Annotated in this window: 13 protein-coding genes, 1 CRISPR repeat array and 1 riboswitch (1 of these 15 cut by a window edge); of the genes, 4 read left to right on the forward strand and 9 right to left on the reverse strand. The window is 64.5% G+C overall.

Translation table 11 applies throughout. The annotated features are described in order from the left end of the window. Positions 1-2,229: a CRISPR direct-repeat array (repeat unit 29 nt; unit sequence CCGTTCCCCGCGCCTGCGGGGATGAACCG); it begins 2,680 nt to the left of the window's first position. Positions 2,230-2,254: 25 nt separating this feature from the next. The 4 genes from ACGK9R_RS01455 to ACGK9R_RS01470 form a co-directional block, all read right to left on the reverse strand. Further along, on the reverse strand, positions 2,255-2,896 hold the full coding sequence (locus tag ACGK9R_RS01455; RefSeq protein WP_394577788.1) for a YoaK family protein: 642 nt from the start codon (positions 2,894-2,896) through the stop codon (positions 2,255-2,257). A gap of 75 nt (positions 2,897-2,971) precedes the next feature. Beyond that, complete coding sequence (locus ACGK9R_RS01460; RefSeq protein ID WP_394577789.1) at positions 2,972-3,661, reverse strand: uracil-DNA glycosylase family protein; 690 nt, start codon at positions 3,659-3,661, stop codon at positions 2,972-2,974. A gap of 38 nt (positions 3,662-3,699) precedes the next feature. Continuing rightward, the gene (gene pcsA, locus ACGK9R_RS01465) at positions 3,700-4,425 is read right to left on the reverse strand and encodes a phosphatidylcholine synthase (protein ID WP_394577790.1); all 726 of its coding nucleotides are present in this window, start codon (positions 4,423-4,425) and stop codon (positions 3,700-3,702) included. 193 nt (positions 4,426-4,618) lie between these two features. Continuing rightward, a complete protein-coding gene (locus tag ACGK9R_RS01470) occupies positions 4,619-6,049 on the reverse strand; it encodes a PLP-dependent aminotransferase family protein (RefSeq protein ID WP_394578555.1) in 1,431 nt (476 codons plus the stop codon). 145 nt (positions 6,050-6,194) lie between these two features. On the opposite strand from ACGK9R_RS01470, the gene ACGK9R_RS01475 reads away from it, so the two are divergent. Continuing rightward, complete coding sequence (locus tag ACGK9R_RS01475; protein ID WP_394577791.1) at positions 6,195-6,641, forward strand: GNAT family N-acetyltransferase; 447 nt, start codon at positions 6,195-6,197, stop codon at positions 6,639-6,641. 12 nt (positions 6,642-6,653) lie between these two features. Next, the gene (locus ACGK9R_RS01480; protein ID WP_394577792.1) at positions 6,654-7,106 is read left to right on the forward strand and encodes a rhodanese-like domain-containing protein; all 453 of its coding nucleotides are present in this window, start codon (positions 6,654-6,656) and stop codon (positions 7,104-7,106) included. A 57-nt stretch (positions 7,107-7,163) separates the two neighbouring features. Here ACGK9R_RS01480 and ACGK9R_RS01485 read toward each other — a convergent pair whose 3' ends face one another. The 3 genes from ACGK9R_RS01485 to ACGK9R_RS01495 all read right to left on the reverse strand — a co-directional run bounded on the left by ACGK9R_RS01485 (position 7,164) and on the right by ACGK9R_RS01495 (position 9,420). Further along, the gene (locus ACGK9R_RS01485; RefSeq protein ID WP_394577793.1) at positions 7,164-7,661 is read right to left on the reverse strand and encodes a 6,7-dimethyl-8-ribityllumazine synthase; all 498 of its coding nucleotides are present in this window, start codon (positions 7,659-7,661) and stop codon (positions 7,164-7,166) included. Between the two features lie 87 nt (positions 7,662-7,748). After that, positions 7,749-7,911: riboswitch (FMN riboswitch) on the reverse strand. Positions 7,912-7,965: 54 nt separating this feature from the next. Further along, entirely contained in the window at positions 7,966-8,430 is a 465-nt protein-coding gene (locus tag ACGK9R_RS01490; RefSeq protein WP_394577794.1) for a YbaK/EbsC family protein, read from the reverse strand. Between the two features lie 138 nt (positions 8,431-8,568). Then, positions 8,569-9,420, reverse strand: a complete 852-nt coding sequence (locus ACGK9R_RS01495) for an ABC transporter substrate-binding protein (protein WP_394577795.1) — start codon at positions 9,418-9,420, stop codon at positions 8,569-8,571. Positions 9,421-9,694: 274 nt separating this feature from the next. Between ACGK9R_RS01495 and folE2 the strand changes: the two genes are divergently transcribed. Together folE2 and ACGK9R_RS01505 are read left to right on the forward strand one after the other, a co-directional pair. Then, on the forward strand, positions 9,695-10,627 hold the full coding sequence (folE2, locus tag ACGK9R_RS01500) for a GTP cyclohydrolase FolE2 (RefSeq protein WP_394577796.1): 933 nt from the start codon (positions 9,695-9,697) through the stop codon (positions 10,625-10,627). A gap of 92 nt (positions 10,628-10,719) precedes the next feature. Next, complete coding sequence (locus ACGK9R_RS01505) at positions 10,720-11,496, forward strand: class I SAM-dependent methyltransferase (RefSeq protein WP_394577797.1); 777 nt, start codon at positions 10,720-10,722, stop codon at positions 11,494-11,496. Positions 11,497-11,509: 13 nt separating this feature from the next. Here ACGK9R_RS01505 and preA read toward each other — a convergent pair whose 3' ends face one another. Beyond that, positions 11,510-12,853: an NAD-dependent dihydropyrimidine dehydrogenase subunit PreA gene (gene preA / locus ACGK9R_RS01510; protein ID WP_394577798.1), complete on the reverse strand. Its 1,344-nt coding sequence runs from the start codon at positions 12,851-12,853 to the stop codon at positions 11,510-11,512. After that, positions 12,850-14,229, reverse strand: coding sequence for an NAD(P)-dependent oxidoreductase (locus ACGK9R_RS01515; protein WP_394577799.1), 1,380 nt, complete (start codon positions 14,227-14,229; stop codon positions 12,850-12,852). Before ACGK9R_RS01515 ends, preA begins: the two co-directional genes overlap by 4 nt. Positions 14,230-14,252: the final 23 nt, after the last annotated feature.

The raw sequence follows: 14,252 nt of genomic DNA on the forward strand, positions 1-14,252 counted from the left end.
AGCCCCGTTCCCCGCGCCTGCGGGGATGAACCGATCATGAGAAGGCCCGAGAGATTCGCGAACGACCGTTCCCCGCGCCTGCGGGGATGAACCGACTTCATCGCCTACGTGGCCAACCGCAAGGCACCGTTCCCCGCGCCTGCGGGGATGAACCGGCGTATCGATCGGCAATACGGGATGCTCATCCCCGTTCCCCGCGCCTGCGGGGATGAACCGGTAAAGGCCGGCGGGTCACGATGGGTAGCATCCCGTTCCCCGCGCCTGCGGGGATGAACCGCCACTCGCCTCGGCGGCGAGACGCTTCGCCTTCCGTTCCCCGCGCCTGCGGGGATGAACCGATCGGCGTGAGTCCATTGCGTCTCTGTCATTCCCGTTCCCCGCGCCTGCGGGGATGAACCGATGACTGGCTCGAACAGTGGCGCCCCCTCGAGCCGTTCCCCGCGCCTGCGGGGATGAACCGCGGGCATGTTCGCGGGTGACATCATCCGCAATCCGTTCCCCGCGCCTGCGGGGATGAACCGGTGGGCGGGCACGATCGGGCACTGGTTGATCGCCGTTCCCCGCGCCTGCGGGGATGAACCGCCTGCCACCCGGCGTGATCGAGTACCACATCACCGTTCCCCGCGCCTGCGGGGATGAACCGATCTCGCGGTTCTCACTATTCAGCGATGCGCCCCGTTCCCCGCGCCTGCGGGGATGAACCGCTCAAGATCGAGCGCATGATCATTTACGGGTACCGTTCCCCGCGCCTGCGGGGATGAACCGGCGCCCAGGCGTACTATCAAAGCCCGGGCCTGCCGTTCCCCGCGCCTGCGGGGATGAACCGGGCGTTTCTACGATCGAGAGGCCCTTGTCGTGCCGTTCCCCGCGCCTGCGGGGATGAACCGCTTTTTGGCCAGGTCTGCGCTCGGCTGGCGCTCCGTTCCCCGCGCCTGCGGGGATGAACCGTGCCTGGCGAACACGGTTGAGCTCTGCCTCAGCCGTTCCCCGCGCCTGCGGGGATGAACCGGGCAAAAACTGAAATGCCTGGACACGGCGGCACCGTTCCCCGCGCCTGCGGGGATGAACCGTTTTTTTAGCCATTCTGAAAAACTTTTCGCATCCGTTCCCCGCGCCTGCGGGGATGAACCGGTGCGCCACTGGGACTACCAGATCGCCAAGGGCCGTTCCCCGCGCCTGCGGGGATGAACCGCGCTCGATCTTCTTCCTCCCAGACCCTCCGAGCCGTTCCCCGCGCCTGCGGGGATGAACCGTCTGCTGCGTCTTCCATGCCAACCGCTTGCGCCCGTTCCCCGCGCCTGCGGGGATGAACCGGTGCGCTTGATCAGCACCCACAACGGCGTCGACCGTTCCCCGCGCCTGCGGGGATGAACCGTTCAAGGGCGTCTTCAAGGTGAAGCCGCAAAACCGTTCCCCGCGCCTGCGGGGATGAACCGCTGAACAGGACGATAACGCTTAATAGGAACTATCCGTTCCCCGCGCCTGCGGGGATGAACCGGTTTCGCGCTTGATCGCTGGTTAGATCATTCGCCGTTCCCCGCGCCTGCGGGGATGAACCGAGACAGCTGCGGCAATCGGCGTGCTATCCGACCCGTTCCCCGCGCCTGCGGGGATGAACCGGATCGAATCAGGGAACGCCGTAAAAAGCAGGGCCGTTCCCCGCGCCTGCGGGGATGAACCGCATAACCTGAGCGTCGCTGCTCGCTGGCGGGTCCGTTCCCCGCGCCTGCGGGGATGAACCGCTCGAGGAGGCGACCGGCGGCGATCTGACTCGCCGTTCCCCGCGCCTGCGGGGATGAACCGCTCGCGCATCAAGGTGTCAAGATGGCGAGTCTCCGTTCCCCGCGCCTGCGGGGATGAACCGTGCTCGCGAAAATCGACCAGCGCGTCGTAAACCCGTTCCCCGCGCCTGCGGGGATGAACCGCGCCCGGAGCAGCTGCGCGCCGAGCCCAGCTTCCGTTCCCCGCGCCTGCGGGGATGAACCGGTCGCGCCATGCGCGTCACCGGCTATCGGCTCCCGTTCCCCGCGCCTGCGGGGATGAACCGTTGACGCTTCAGCTAATGTAGTTAAAGCCGCCCCGTTCCCCGCGCCTGCGGGGATGAACCGCCAATGACCACCTAATCGCCGCCGCGCCAGAGCCGTTCCCCGCGCCTGCGGGGATGAACTGTTCAAGGTGACGCTCTTGCCGCTTGGGCCAGCCGTTCCCCGAGCCCGTGGGAATGCACCACAGGCCCACGCGGCTCGATATCTCTTCAACTGGCGTATCTGGCCCGGTGTCGCGCGACCAGTGCATTCCAGGTCGTAAATACCGCTCCGAGTGCCAGCATGGCGGCAATGGCCAGCAGGGCGTGACGGCCCAGGTGGTCGTTGAGGGGAATGGCGAGCGCGGCCCCGGCCACCAGTGCGCTCCAGCGCACCAGACCATCCAGCCCCACCTTGAAGTGGCCTTCGGCAAAGGCGCGGCCGGTCTTGACCAGCATGCCGGTGAGAAAGGTCACGCCGGACTCATTGGCGCTGACCTGGTTGAGCACCCCCATGGCCGATGCGATGAACAGCACCGTGATAAAGGGGTAGTCGTCGCTGTGGGCAAAGGGCATCGAGGCACTCATCAAAAGCGCCGTAAGCAGCAGGATTACCGTGGGGCGCCAGCGGTGAGTGCGCCGGCCGACCCACGCGCCCAGCGTGGTCGAGATAAAAAAGGTGGCAATAACGGCGGCCAGTGGCGCGATGCCGGCCCAGTCACTTTCGCCGATATGGCGCCCAATGTGTGAGCTGTTGCCGGTCATGTAGACCGCCAGCAGATCCCGACTGTGCAGATAAATGAGTGCGTCCGTCGCGCCGGCGACCATGAACAGCAGCGCAAAGGCGGGGAAGGGAATCTTTCTATCCAGCATGACATGACCCTTAAACGAGCCTGGACAGGCGAGTGTAGTGCGTTGTCGCAGGTCGGCCTTGATGCGAGCTTCGTTTCAACTCGGCCGTGCCTGGCGAACGTTCAGCTCTGTCAAGCGCTTCTCCAGAAGCCCGGGAAAACGGGCATACCAGGTCTGGTTGAGCGGCGAAGGATGGGGAAGCGGGTGTAGCGTGAAAGTGCGCGCATTGCCCTGTTCATCTTCCAGGGTGACGTCGATGTGGCTTTCGAAACGCTCCTCGCTTTTCCAGAACGCTTCCAGCCGGTCGCGCTCCTCCTTGGGGCGGCCGATGCCGAACCAGAGAAACGCCTCGCGCCCCAGGGTGATCAGGTGTCGGCCCTCCCAGCGTGAGATCAGCACCTCGCTGACCAGGCCATGAAATCGGCGCTTGACCTTCATCGACCACGCCTTGTTGCCGACCGGCTTGTAGGGCACGGTGTTGATCCAGAAAAAATCCTCACCCACCGCTATGGAAGCCTCGAAGTTGTGCAGCTCCTCGCCGTGAAGGTGGCGGTAGAGCGCCTTGCGCACCAGCTGACCGCCGGCGCCGATGAAGGGCTCGCCCCAGCGCACCTCGTCGCGGCCCGGATCGCGGCCAAAAAAGCCGACGCGCAAGTCGCGCCGGCCAAGGCCGATGATCGGCTCAAGCGGGTCGCGCTCGAAGCGCTCGTACACATCAAGATCGATGCCGTCGGTGTCGGCGGCGAGCGTTCTGAAGCGCTCGCGCTGCTCAAGGGTTAGCGGCATCCTTGCCTCCTTTCAATACGTTGGGAAAACGCCGAGCGTCAGTCGAACCACTCCTGGGCGGTGCGCCAGACGCACATGCCCACGAAGTAGATCGAGGTGGCCGCCAGGCCCAGCAGCGCCCAGCCGGCGTGCGCGGGGCTCGTGAGAATCAGCGAAGTGGCACAGACGCACCAGATCAGTGTGATGGCGATATTCAGCGGCATGAACCGGCGCACCCGGAAGGGGTGGAGAAACTTCATTTTGGTCACGGTGAGCACGGCGAGAAACAGAATGGCGCAAAGGGTCAGCCAGGGCGGAAAATCGAGAATGAAGAAGTAGGCCGCGGCGATGTTCCAGGCGGCGGGGAAGCCAACGAAGTAGTTGTCCTGGCTTTTCATGTCGACGTTACAGAAGCAGAACATCGACGAGAGCAGAATGGTGAACACCGCCAGCAGCTCGAAGCCCGCGGGCAGGTCGACGAAGTAGTAAATGAACAGCGCCGGGATGAACGCCCAAGTCAGATAGTCGATCACCATGTCCAGGGTCGAGCCGTCGAAGTGGGGCAGGATCGTCTTCACTTCGTACTTGCGCGCCAGCGTGCCGTCGAAACCGTCGATCATCATGGCCGCGCCCAGCCATAGCAGGCAGGCCACCGGGTTGTCGTCGATCAGCGCCAGAAGCGCCATGGTGCCGAGCAGCACGCCGCTGGCCGTGAGCACGTGCACACTCCAGGCCTTGTATCTCGAGGCGTGGGAGGGCGCGGGTGAAGAGAGGGGTTGAGCCACGTTGACCTCATGGGGAACGCCGTGTTCCCGAGCTGTTGGGAGTTTGAATTCGCGTTTGCAGCGTTACCCTACTACAAGACGCTGGCGCGCGAATACGAAACTTGGCAGCGTTTTTGCTCGTGGCGCGTCGGCAAAGCGTGCATGGGTTTAGATAGAATAGCCGAAAGCGGCCGCGCCGACGGCGAAAAGCGTGTCAACTGCGCTGCTGGCCAAGTGCGAGCCACGCCGTTGCAAGCCAGTGGCCTGCGCGCGAAAGCTCCTCTTCGGTGGCGCCGGCGTAGCCCAGCACCAGCCCGGCGCGCCTGGGCGCCCCCAGGTAGTAGCGGGAAAGCGGCGAAAGTGTCACCCGCGCGAGGCGCGCCTGTTCGATCAGCCGGATCTCTTCATCCACGCTTTGAAGCTCGGCCACCAGATGCATCCCGGCGTGGCCGGATGAGAGCACAAGCCCTGCCGCGACCGCCGGCGCCAGCGCCTCACGCAGCCGTGCCTGACGGCGGCGGTACTGCTTGCGCATGCGCGCGATATGGCGGGCGAAATCGCCTCTGGTGATGAACTCGGCGAGCGCAGCCTGAAGCGGGTAGTGACCCTCGCGCTGCAGCCGCGCCTGGGCCAGCCGGAACGTATCCGCCATGGCCTCCGGCAGCACCAGATACCCCAGCCTGAGTCCCGGGTAGAGCACCTTACTGAAGGTGCCAAGATAAAGCACGCGCGCCGTTGTCGAGAGCCCCTGAAGCGAAGGCGCCGGCGCGATGTCGTAACGGAACTCGCTGTCGTAGTCGTCTTCGATCACCCAGGCGCCGTGAGCCTCGGCCTGTTCGAGCAGCATCAGCCGGCGCGGCACCGGCATGGTGGCGCCACTCGGGTACTGATGCGAAGGCGTCACGTAGATCAGCGCCGGCGAAGGCGAACCCGGCGGACGCAGTGCCGAGTTCATGCCGTATTCGTCGACCGGTACCGGCGTGAGCGCAAGCCCGGCACCGAGAAAGGCGGTTTGCGCGCCGCCGTAGCCCGGCTCCTCCATCCACACGCTATCGCCCTGATCGGTCAAAAGCTGGGCGATCAGTTCGAAGGCCTGCTGAGCGCCCTGGGTGATCACGATCTGCTGCGGCCGGCAGCGCACCGCGCGTGAAAGCGTCAAGTAGTCGCACAGCGCCGCTTTCAGCGCGGGCAGCCCACCCCCGGTTTGATAGGCGAGCAGCGCCTCGTCGGTCTGGCGGTAGTGGCGGCGCAGCAGGCGCTGCCACTGCGCATGGGGAAACAGATCGAGCCCCGGCACGCCCGGCGCGAACGCCTGGTAGTGCTCGCTCAGGGTGGCACAGCGCTCTACAAGCGCCTTGCCTCGGCGGGAGAAGTGCGGCGTTAACGGGGCGCTGGCGGGCGGGGGCGCGGTGACGGTGGGCAGTGTCGCCACGAACAGCCCGGCACCGGGGCGAGACTCGACCAGCCCTTCGGCGGCAAGCCTTTCGGTGGCCGCCAGCACCGTGTTGCGGCCCAGCGAAAGCGCCCGAGCCAGCCGCCGCGACGAGGGCAGGCGGCGCCCGGCACCTAGCTCGCCGCGCTGAATCCAGTCGCGCAGCAGGCGGTAGAGCTGATGAGACAGCGGCGCCGGCGCCGCGGCGCTCATGTGCAGCGCCAGGGCGTCGATGATCCCGTCGGTGGGGGTGGCGCGCTCGCTCACTGGTTCCCTCACTAAGTTGAAAAGTGGCTCTTATGCGCGAACCACTATAGCGCGAAACTGATGGCTCGAAGCGACCGAAAAGGAGCAGACCATGGACACAAGAGCCGCCGTTCTCGACGATATCGACGCCCTGACGGTGCTGCTGGACGGCTATCGCCAGTTCTACCGGCAGCCAAGCGATCCAAACGCCGCCCGTCACTTTCTCGAACAGCGCTTCGGGCTGGGGGATTCGTTCATTCTGGTCAGCGAGGATGACGAAGGCGTTATCGACGGCTTCGTGCAGCTCTATCCAGGGCTTTCCACGGTGGGGCTCAACAGCCGCTGGACGCTGAACGACCTGTTCGTCGACGAATCGGCGCGCGGAAAGGGTACCGGCCGCGCGCTGATGAAGGCAGCGGGGCAGCTCGCCCGGGAGCACGGTGTCGCGCGCCTGGTGCTGATGACCCAAGTCACCAACGAGCGTGCTCAGCGGCTCTATGAGTCGCTTGGCTGGCAGCGCAACACCGATTTTTACAGTTACCTGCTGGATATCGAGTAAAGGAGCGACAGGATGACGACCACGACCTCGGCGGTGCTCGCCTTTCCCCCGGTCGAGCCCAGTGCCATGGCCCAAGCGATGCACGATAAGCTCTCTCATTACACCGACGCCTGGGACCTGGCCCAGGACCTGGCCGCCGGCATCGAGGAGATCGTGGTGATCGACACGCGAAGCCCGGAGCACTACCGCGCGGGCCATATTCCGGGTGCGATCAGCCTGCCGCACCGCGAGATGACGCCAGAGCGGCTCGCCACTCTCGATTTGATGCGGGTTTACGTCACCTACTGCGACGGTATCGGCTGCAACGGCTCGACCAAAGGGGCGTGGAAGCTGGCAAGCGCCGGCCTGCGGGTGAAGGAGCTTTTGGGCGGGCTGGATTTTTGGCGCCGGGACGAACACCCGGTGCAAACGGGCAGTGAGCGCGGCTCGCTGGCAGGCAAAATGCCCGTATCCTGCGGCTGCTAGAGCGGCGTTACCCCATCAGGCCCGGCGCAGTGCCGGGCTCAATGGACGCTGTCAGTGTCAGGCGTCGCTTAGCTTGCGCGCCCGGTGCAGATTTTCGATAGTGTTCAAACAGGCGCTCGCGGCTTCCCGGCCCTTGGTCACGAAGTGCTCGTAGTAGAAGCTGTGATGGGTCGCGTGCTCGTGGAAGTGATGCGGAGTGAGCACCACCGACAGCACCGGCACACCGGTGTCGAGCTGGACGCGCATCATGCCGTCGATCACCGCGTGGGCGACGAAGTCGTGGCGGTAGATGCCGCCATCGACGACGAAACCGGCGCCGACGATTGCACCGAAGCGTCCGCTCTGCGCCAGTACCTTGGCCTGCAGCGGAATTTCATACGCGCCGGAAACGGTGAACACCTCTACCTGCTCGCGCGCGAGCCCGGCGCGCTCGACCTCTTCGATAAACGATTCATAGGCCCGGCCGACGATATCGCTGTGCCAGTGGCCTTGAATGAAGGCAATACGCTGGGAGGTGGTGTGGGTGGAAAGCTGAAGCGGGAAGGTCTGATTCATGGTCATTCTCACGATTAAGGGTACCAGAATCAGGGCATGCAACAGGGCGCAAGCCGCGTGCAAGCCTGGCTTGCACGCGCGCAGCGCCGCCGCTCTCTTTCATCCGGACTATCACCGTCGGCTTCGGAGTCTCACCGAATCTGCTGACCTCCAGCGCCTGACAGAGTTTGACCTGGCCTGGAGCGCTCGCGGGCTGGGCCGTGGGGCCATCACCGCCGGTGGGGACTTTCACCCCGCCCTGAGAACATGTGCGCTTGAAAAAGCCGCCCAAGTGTACGCCGAATGACCAAACGCTGCCAGCAACTCAGGCGGGCGCGCAGACGTCGACCCACTCGGCGCTCACCAGCGTGGCCAGCCGCTGCGGGTCGATACGCACGGCGCTGGTGGGCGAGCCCGCTGCCGGCAGCACCTCGTCGAAGCGTTTGAGCGATTCATCGCAGTAGATGGGCAGGGCAGTGGCCAGGCCAAACGGGCAGACCCCACCCACCGGGTGGCTGGTCAGCTCCATCACTGTCGCTTCATCGAGCATCTTCGCCTTGGCGCCGAACTGCGCGCGAAGCCTGGCGTTGTCCAGCCGCGCATCCCCCGCCGCGACCAGTAAAAAGGGCTGCTCGCCCACCTTCATCGCCAGCGTCTTGGCAATTTGGCCAGGCGTCACGCCGTGGGCCTTGGCGGCCAGCTCCACGGTCGCGGTGCTCTGTTCGAGCTCGATGATCTCGATGTCCGGGGCGTGCTCGGCCAGAAAACCGCGCGCGGTATCAATGCTCATGAAAACGGCTCCTTGTCGTGAACCGTTTCAGGTTAACGCGCTTTGGCGATCTCGGCCAATACGAACCGAAGGCGCCTGGTCGGCACAAAAAAAGCCCCAACACACCAGGTGCGCCGGGGCCGATCGATACAGCGTGGCTCAGGGTTGGGTTGCGAGCGCGCTGACCACTTCCTCGATTTGCAGGCCAAGGCTTTGCAGGCCGCCGCCGGAGAGGTACCAGAGCTCTGGCGAGAGCACGGCGACCTCGGCGCTATCGGCGCCGGCGTCAGCCAACTGCTGGCGCAGGGTGTCGGCGTCGAGCGGTGTCTGGCCGATGGCGGCGCTGCGGTCGATGACCAGCAGGCGCTCCGGGTCGATCTCGGCGATCGCTTCCGGTGAAAGCCGCGTGAAGCTGCGCTCGCCAAAGGTTTCGGTTTCGGCGCTTTCCGGCATCTGCTGCTTGTCGATTCCCAGCACGTCGTGGATCACCGGATGCTCGCTGAGCGAGTAGTTGCCGTCGTTGTGCATGATCACCAGCGTACGCGGGGCGCTGGCAAGCGCCTCGCGCTGGGTCTCGATCTCTTCGTGCAGCGTCTCGAGGGCGCTTTCGGCCTTCTCTTCGAGCCCGGCGTGCTCGCCGAGGGTGCGCACGTTGTCATCGAAAGCAGCGAGGTAGTCATCGCCAGAAAGGCTCGCCTCGAACAGTGGCGCGGCCTCCTCGAACTCCTCTTTCCACTCGCCCTGGCGGCCGGTGTAGACGATCAGGCTCGGCTCGCTTTCGGCCAGTGCGTCGAGATCCGGGCTGCGCAGCCCGCCAAGGTCCGCGTAGTCGTCGGTTTCAAAAGCCGACAGATACTCCGGCAGGATCTGTTTGGGTAGACCCACCACCTGGTCGCTGGCGCCCAGCGCGTTCAAGGTGTCGAGACTGCCCAGATCGAACACTGCGAAGCGCTCATCGGCCTGGGCGGCGGTGGCGGCAAATAATGAGGCCACGAGGATGGTCTTTTTCATGCAGGCTCCTTTGAGAATAAGTTTTAATTGATATTCGTTTTCATATTCTCAAAGTACAGTGCCGCTGTCACCCCCACGCGTTCATCGGTGTGAAAAAAACGCTGGTGACCGAAGGGGTTAGCCCTGCGGTAACGGTAGGGTTCAACATTGCTGCTTGTTTTTGATATGATATAACATTTTGAAAATGGCGACTCCGTCTCATTCGATCTTTTAAAACCGCCCGCAAGCGCTATCGGGCTTGCCGCTTCTCTCTTCTTTTTTACGCGAGCGTACTATGACAGCTGCTGTACTCCCGGACATATCCACCTCTGAAGCGGCGCCGGGCTTGAGTCCGCTGGAATGGGTGGGGATGCAGAACATTGCCATGCCCATCGTTTTGGAAGAGCCGGGCTACCGGCGCACCCTGGCGGCGAAGGTGAATGCGCAGGTTAACCTGCCGGCCCTGCACATCAAGGGTATCCACATGTCGCGCCTTTACTGCCTGCTTGACGAAATGTCAGATGAGGTCGCGCTATCGCCTGCACTGCTGCGCTCCACAATGGCCGATATGGTCGCCACCCATCGCGACTGCGCTTCCGACAGCGCGCGCCTGCGTTTCTGTTTTGATCTGATGCTGCGCCGCCCGGCACTGCTTTCCGAAGGCCTGGCCGGCTGGAAGACCTATCCGGTGCAGCTCGACGCGCACCTTCAAGGCGACGTGCTGACCCTGCGTGCACGCGTCGCGGTGACCTACTCCTCGACCTGCCCCTGCTCGGCGGCGCTGTCGCGCCAGCTGGTCGAGCGCGCCTTTCGCGAAGCGTTCGCCGAGACGCCCGCGCCGGATATCGAAACGGTCGCCGAGTGGCTGCGCGACCACGCGACTCTGGCCACGCCCCACAGTCAGCGCAGCCACGCCTACATCGAAGTGTCCCTGCCTGAGAAGGCCGAAGATCTGGGCCTGATCGCGCTGGTGGATCGTATCGAGGCGACGCTGAAAACGCCGGTGCAAACCGCAGTGAAACGCGCCGACGAGCAGGCCTTCGCCGCACTCAACGGCTCCAATCTGATGTTCGTGGAGGACGCGGCGCGACGCCTTCAGCAGGCCCTGAGCCCGCTGTATGCGGGTCTCGAGGTCAATGTAGAGCACCTGGAAAGCTTGCACGCCCACGACGCGGTGGCTTGGGCCAAAGGGCTTTCTCAAGTGCCCGGCGGTCGTGCAAGCGTCTAGCGCGGTGTACGGCTCGTTCGCATTATATTTAAAATGATATGTTATAGTATTTTATATTCTTGTGCGGTGGTGCTGTTAAAGGAGAGGGGCGGTTGGCTTCAGTTTTGTTCAAACATATCGAAACCCTGCAGGGCGATCAGGTTTGGGGCACGTTTCTTGACGCCGGCACCGGCGTCAACTCGATCAACTGGGTGAGCGAGCTCGACACCGAAAGCTGGACCGCCGTGACCGGTGCTGGCGGCATGGCCAGAAGCGTCGAGCGCGCGCTGGAAGGCAAGAAGCGTGAGCAGGACCGGCTGGTGCTGGGCAACTGGCAGGACCCGCGCTTTCTCGCCGGCGAACGCTTCGACACGGTGCTGGCGGACTACCTGCTCGGCGCCATTGACGGCTTCGCCCCCTACTGGCAGGACGAACTTTTCCCACGGCTCTGCGCGCTGACCAAAAAGCGCCTGTACCTGGTGGGTCTCGAGCCCTACGTGCCCTTCGATGCCACCACCGCCGCCGGCAAGCTGGTGGTCGAGATCGGCCGGCTGCGCGATGCGTGTCTCTTGCTTGCCGGCGAGCGCACCTACCGGGAGTACCCGAGCGCTTGGGTCGCACGCCAGCTCGACCGCGCCGGCTTCGAGGTCGTCGAGACGAAGCGCTTCCCGATCCGCTACGGCAGGAAGTTCGTCGAAGGGCAAATGAAGATGTGCCGCCAGCGCATGGCGGCGGTCGCGGATCGTCACCTGGCCCAAGCGATGCTCAAGCACGTCGAGGACGTCGAGCGCCGGGCGCTCACGCACATCGACATCGACGGCGGGCTCAGTCACGGCGCGGACTACGTGATGGTGGCCGAGCCGAAAAAAAGCGCCCCGCAGGGCGCTTGAGGTGTTTCACCGCCTAACCGGCGGCCTTGAAGGGGTTTCGCGGGTCGTCGTCCCAGGCCAGAAAGCCCTTGCCGGTTTTCTGAGGCACCATGGTGATGCAGTTCTCCACCGGGCAGGTGATCTGGCACAGGTTGCAGCCCACGCACTCCTCGTCGATCACTTCATAGCGGCGCGCGCCGCCGGGCTCGGAGAGCTTGGCGATCGACTGGTGCGAGGTGTCCTCGCAGGCGATATAGCAGCGCCCGCACTCGATGCAGAGATCCTGGTCGATGTGGGCGATGGTCTTGAAGTTGATGTCCAAGTGTTTCCAGTCGGTGGTTTGCGGGATCGCCTTGCGCGAGAACGCCTCGACCGACGCGTAGCCTTTCTCCGCCATCCAGCGCGATAGGCCATCCTTCATCTCCTCGACGATGCGAAAGCCGTTGAGCATCGCCGCGGTGCAGACCTGCACGCTGCCCGCCCCGAGCGCAATGAACTCCGCCGCATCCCGCCAGCTCGAGATACCGCCGATGCCTGAGATGGGCAGCGTGGGTGTGGCCGGGTCCCGGGCGATCTCGGCCACCATGTTCATGGCGATGGGCTTGACCGCGCTGCCGCAGTAGCCGCCGTGAGTGCTCTGGTGGCCCACGGTGGGCTTGGCGACCATGTTGTCGAGATCGATGCTGGTGATCGAGTTGATGGTATTGATCAGCGACACCGCATCGGCGCCACCGCGCAGCGCCGCCCGGGCGCCCACGCGGATGTCGGTGATGTTGGGGGTGAGTTTTACGATCACCGGCTTCGAGTAGTACTTCTTGCACCAGGCGGTCACCTGCTCGATGAGATCCGGGTTCTGGCCCACCGCCGCGCCCATACCGCGCTCCGGCATGCCGTGAGGGCAGCCCAGGTTCAGTTCGATACCATCGGCGCCGGTGGCCTCAACCCGTGGCAGGATATACGCCCAGGACGCTTCCACACAGGGCACCATGATCGAGACGATAAGCGCCCGGTCGGGCCACTTCTTTTTCACCTGGGTGATTTCGGCCAGGTTCACCTCCAGCGAGCGGTCGGTGATCAGCTCGATGTTGTTGAAGCCGATCACCTCACGGTTCTTGCCGTAGTGAGCGGAGTAGCGCGACGAAACGTTCACCGCCGGCGGCTCCTCGCCAAGCGTTTTCCAGACCACGCCGCCCCAGCCGGCTTCGAACGCGCGCTCCACGTTGTAGGCCTTGTCGGTGGGTGGCGCCGAGGCGAGCCAGAACGGGTTGGGCGCCTGGATGCCGGCAAAGTTAATGGATAGATCCACGCCGTTGACCACGGCATTGCCGCTGTTCTTCTTGCCGGGAAAGGCGAGGGGAGTGAAAGCGGTGGTGTTCATGCGGCCTCCTGACGCGCGATCAGCGCCTGATGAATGGCGTGGGCGGCGAGCTTGCCGTGCTGCACCGCCTGCACGGTTAGATCCTGCCCCGGTGCCACGCAGTCGCCACCGGCGTAAACGCCGGCAAGCGATGTCTGAAAGTGTTCGTTGATGCGGATGCGCTCGCCGTCGCGGGCAAGCTCCGACGCGGTGGCGTCTACCAGGCTCTGGCTGTCGAAGCCCTGACCGATGGCCTTGAAGATGGCGTCCGCCGGAATGTCGACGTGCTCGCCGGTCAGCGCCAGGCCGCCTGCCTCGGCGCGGGTTCTGGCAAAGCGCATACCTGCAACGCGCCCCTGATCGTCGAGCAGTACTTGATCCGGCTGTGCCCAGGTGAGCATGCGCACGCCGTTGGCCCTAGCGATCTCCTGCTCGTGGTGGGTGGCGGACATCGCCTCCAGCCCGCGCCGATACACCAGCGTGACCTCGCTGGCACCGAGTCGCGCCATCTGGGTGGCCATGTCGATCGCCGTGTTGCCGGCGCCGATCACGATACAGCGCCGGGCGACGGGCAGTTGCCCGAGGTCATTGGTCTGGCGCAAAAGCTTGATGTAGTCGACGGCGGCAAGCGACCCGGCGGCGTCTTCGTCACTCAGCATCAGCGCCCGGCTGGCGCCGAGGCCCAGGCCCAAAAACACGCTATCGAAACGCTGATTCAGTTCGCCCAGCGTCACGTTCTCGCCCAAACGCTGACCGTACTCGATGTCGATGCCACCCACCTCGAGCAGAAACTCCACCTCGCGGCGGGCGAAGTCATCGGTCATCTTGTAGCGGGCGATACCGTACTCGTTGAGTCCGCCGGGTTTGGCTTCGGCCTCGAAAATCGTTACTCGATGGCCCAGAAGTGCGAGTCGATGGGCGCAGGAGAGCCCGGCGGGGCCAGCGCCCACCACCGCGATGTGACGGCCAGTGGCGGACGCACGCTTGAACGGATGGCCGTCAAAGTGCATGTGATCGGTGGCGTGGCGCTGCAACAGGCCGATGAGCACCGGCTGGCACTCGGCGTCGTGATTACGCACGCAGCTCTGCTCGCAGAGAATCTCGGTCGGGCACACCCGGGCGCAGCTGCCGCCCAGGATGTTGGCTTCCAGAATCGTCTGGGCCGCGCCGTTGACGTTGCCCTCACCGATCTGGCGAATGAAGCTCGGCACGTCGATGTCCGATGGGCACGCCTCGACGCAGGGGGCGTCGAAACAGTAAAGGCAGCGCTGGCTCTCGATGATCGCCTGCCGCGGAGTAAGCGCTGGATGCAGGTCGCTGAAGTTGCCGGCAAGCGCCGGGTCGTCATAGGTGCCGACCTCTTGTGCGCTCGGCAGGTAGTCGAGGGGATGAGTCACGGTGGTCTCTCCGGTTATTGTTA

The organism is Halomonas sp. HNIBRBA4712, from assembly GCF_043558675.1.
GTDB lineage: Bacteria > Pseudomonadota > Gammaproteobacteria > Pseudomonadales > Halomonadaceae > Vreelandella.

Coding starts and splice junctions, on each gene's coding strand:
- ACGK9R_RS01490 (WP_394577794.1), bottom strand. CDS start 8,430: ATGAGCATTGATACCGCGCGCGGTTTTCTGGCCGAGCACGCCCCGGAC.
- ACGK9R_RS01455 (WP_394577788.1), bottom strand. CDS start 2,896: ATGCTGGATAGAAAGATTCCCTTCCCCGCCTTTGCGCTGCTGTTCATG.
- ACGK9R_RS01480 (WP_394577792.1), top strand. CDS start 6,654: ATGACGACCACGACCTCGGCGGTGCTCGCCTTTCCCCCGGTCGAGCCC.
- folE2 (WP_394577796.1), top strand. CDS start 9,695: ATGACAGCTGCTGTACTCCCGGACATATCCACCTCTGAAGCGGCGCCG.
- ACGK9R_RS01495 (WP_394577795.1), bottom strand. CDS start 9,420: ATGAAAAAGACCATCCTCGTGGCCTCATTATTTGCCGCCACCGCCGCC.
- ACGK9R_RS01475 (WP_394577791.1), top strand. CDS start 6,195: ATGGACACAAGAGCCGCCGTTCTCGACGATATCGACGCCCTGACGGTG.
- ACGK9R_RS01470 (WP_394578555.1), bottom strand. CDS start 6,049: ATGAGCGCCGCGGCGCCGGCGCCGCTGTCTCATCAGCTCTACCGCCTG.
- ACGK9R_RS01460 (WP_394577789.1), bottom strand. CDS start 3,661: ATGCCGCTAACCCTTGAGCAGCGCGAGCGCTTCAGAACGCTCGCCGCC.
- preA (WP_394577798.1), bottom strand. CDS start 12,853: ATGAACACCACCGCTTTCACTCCCCTCGCCTTTCCCGGCAAGAAGAAC.
- ACGK9R_RS01485 (WP_394577793.1), bottom strand. CDS start 7,661: ATGAATCAGACCTTCCCGCTTCAGCTTTCCACCCACACCACCTCCCAG.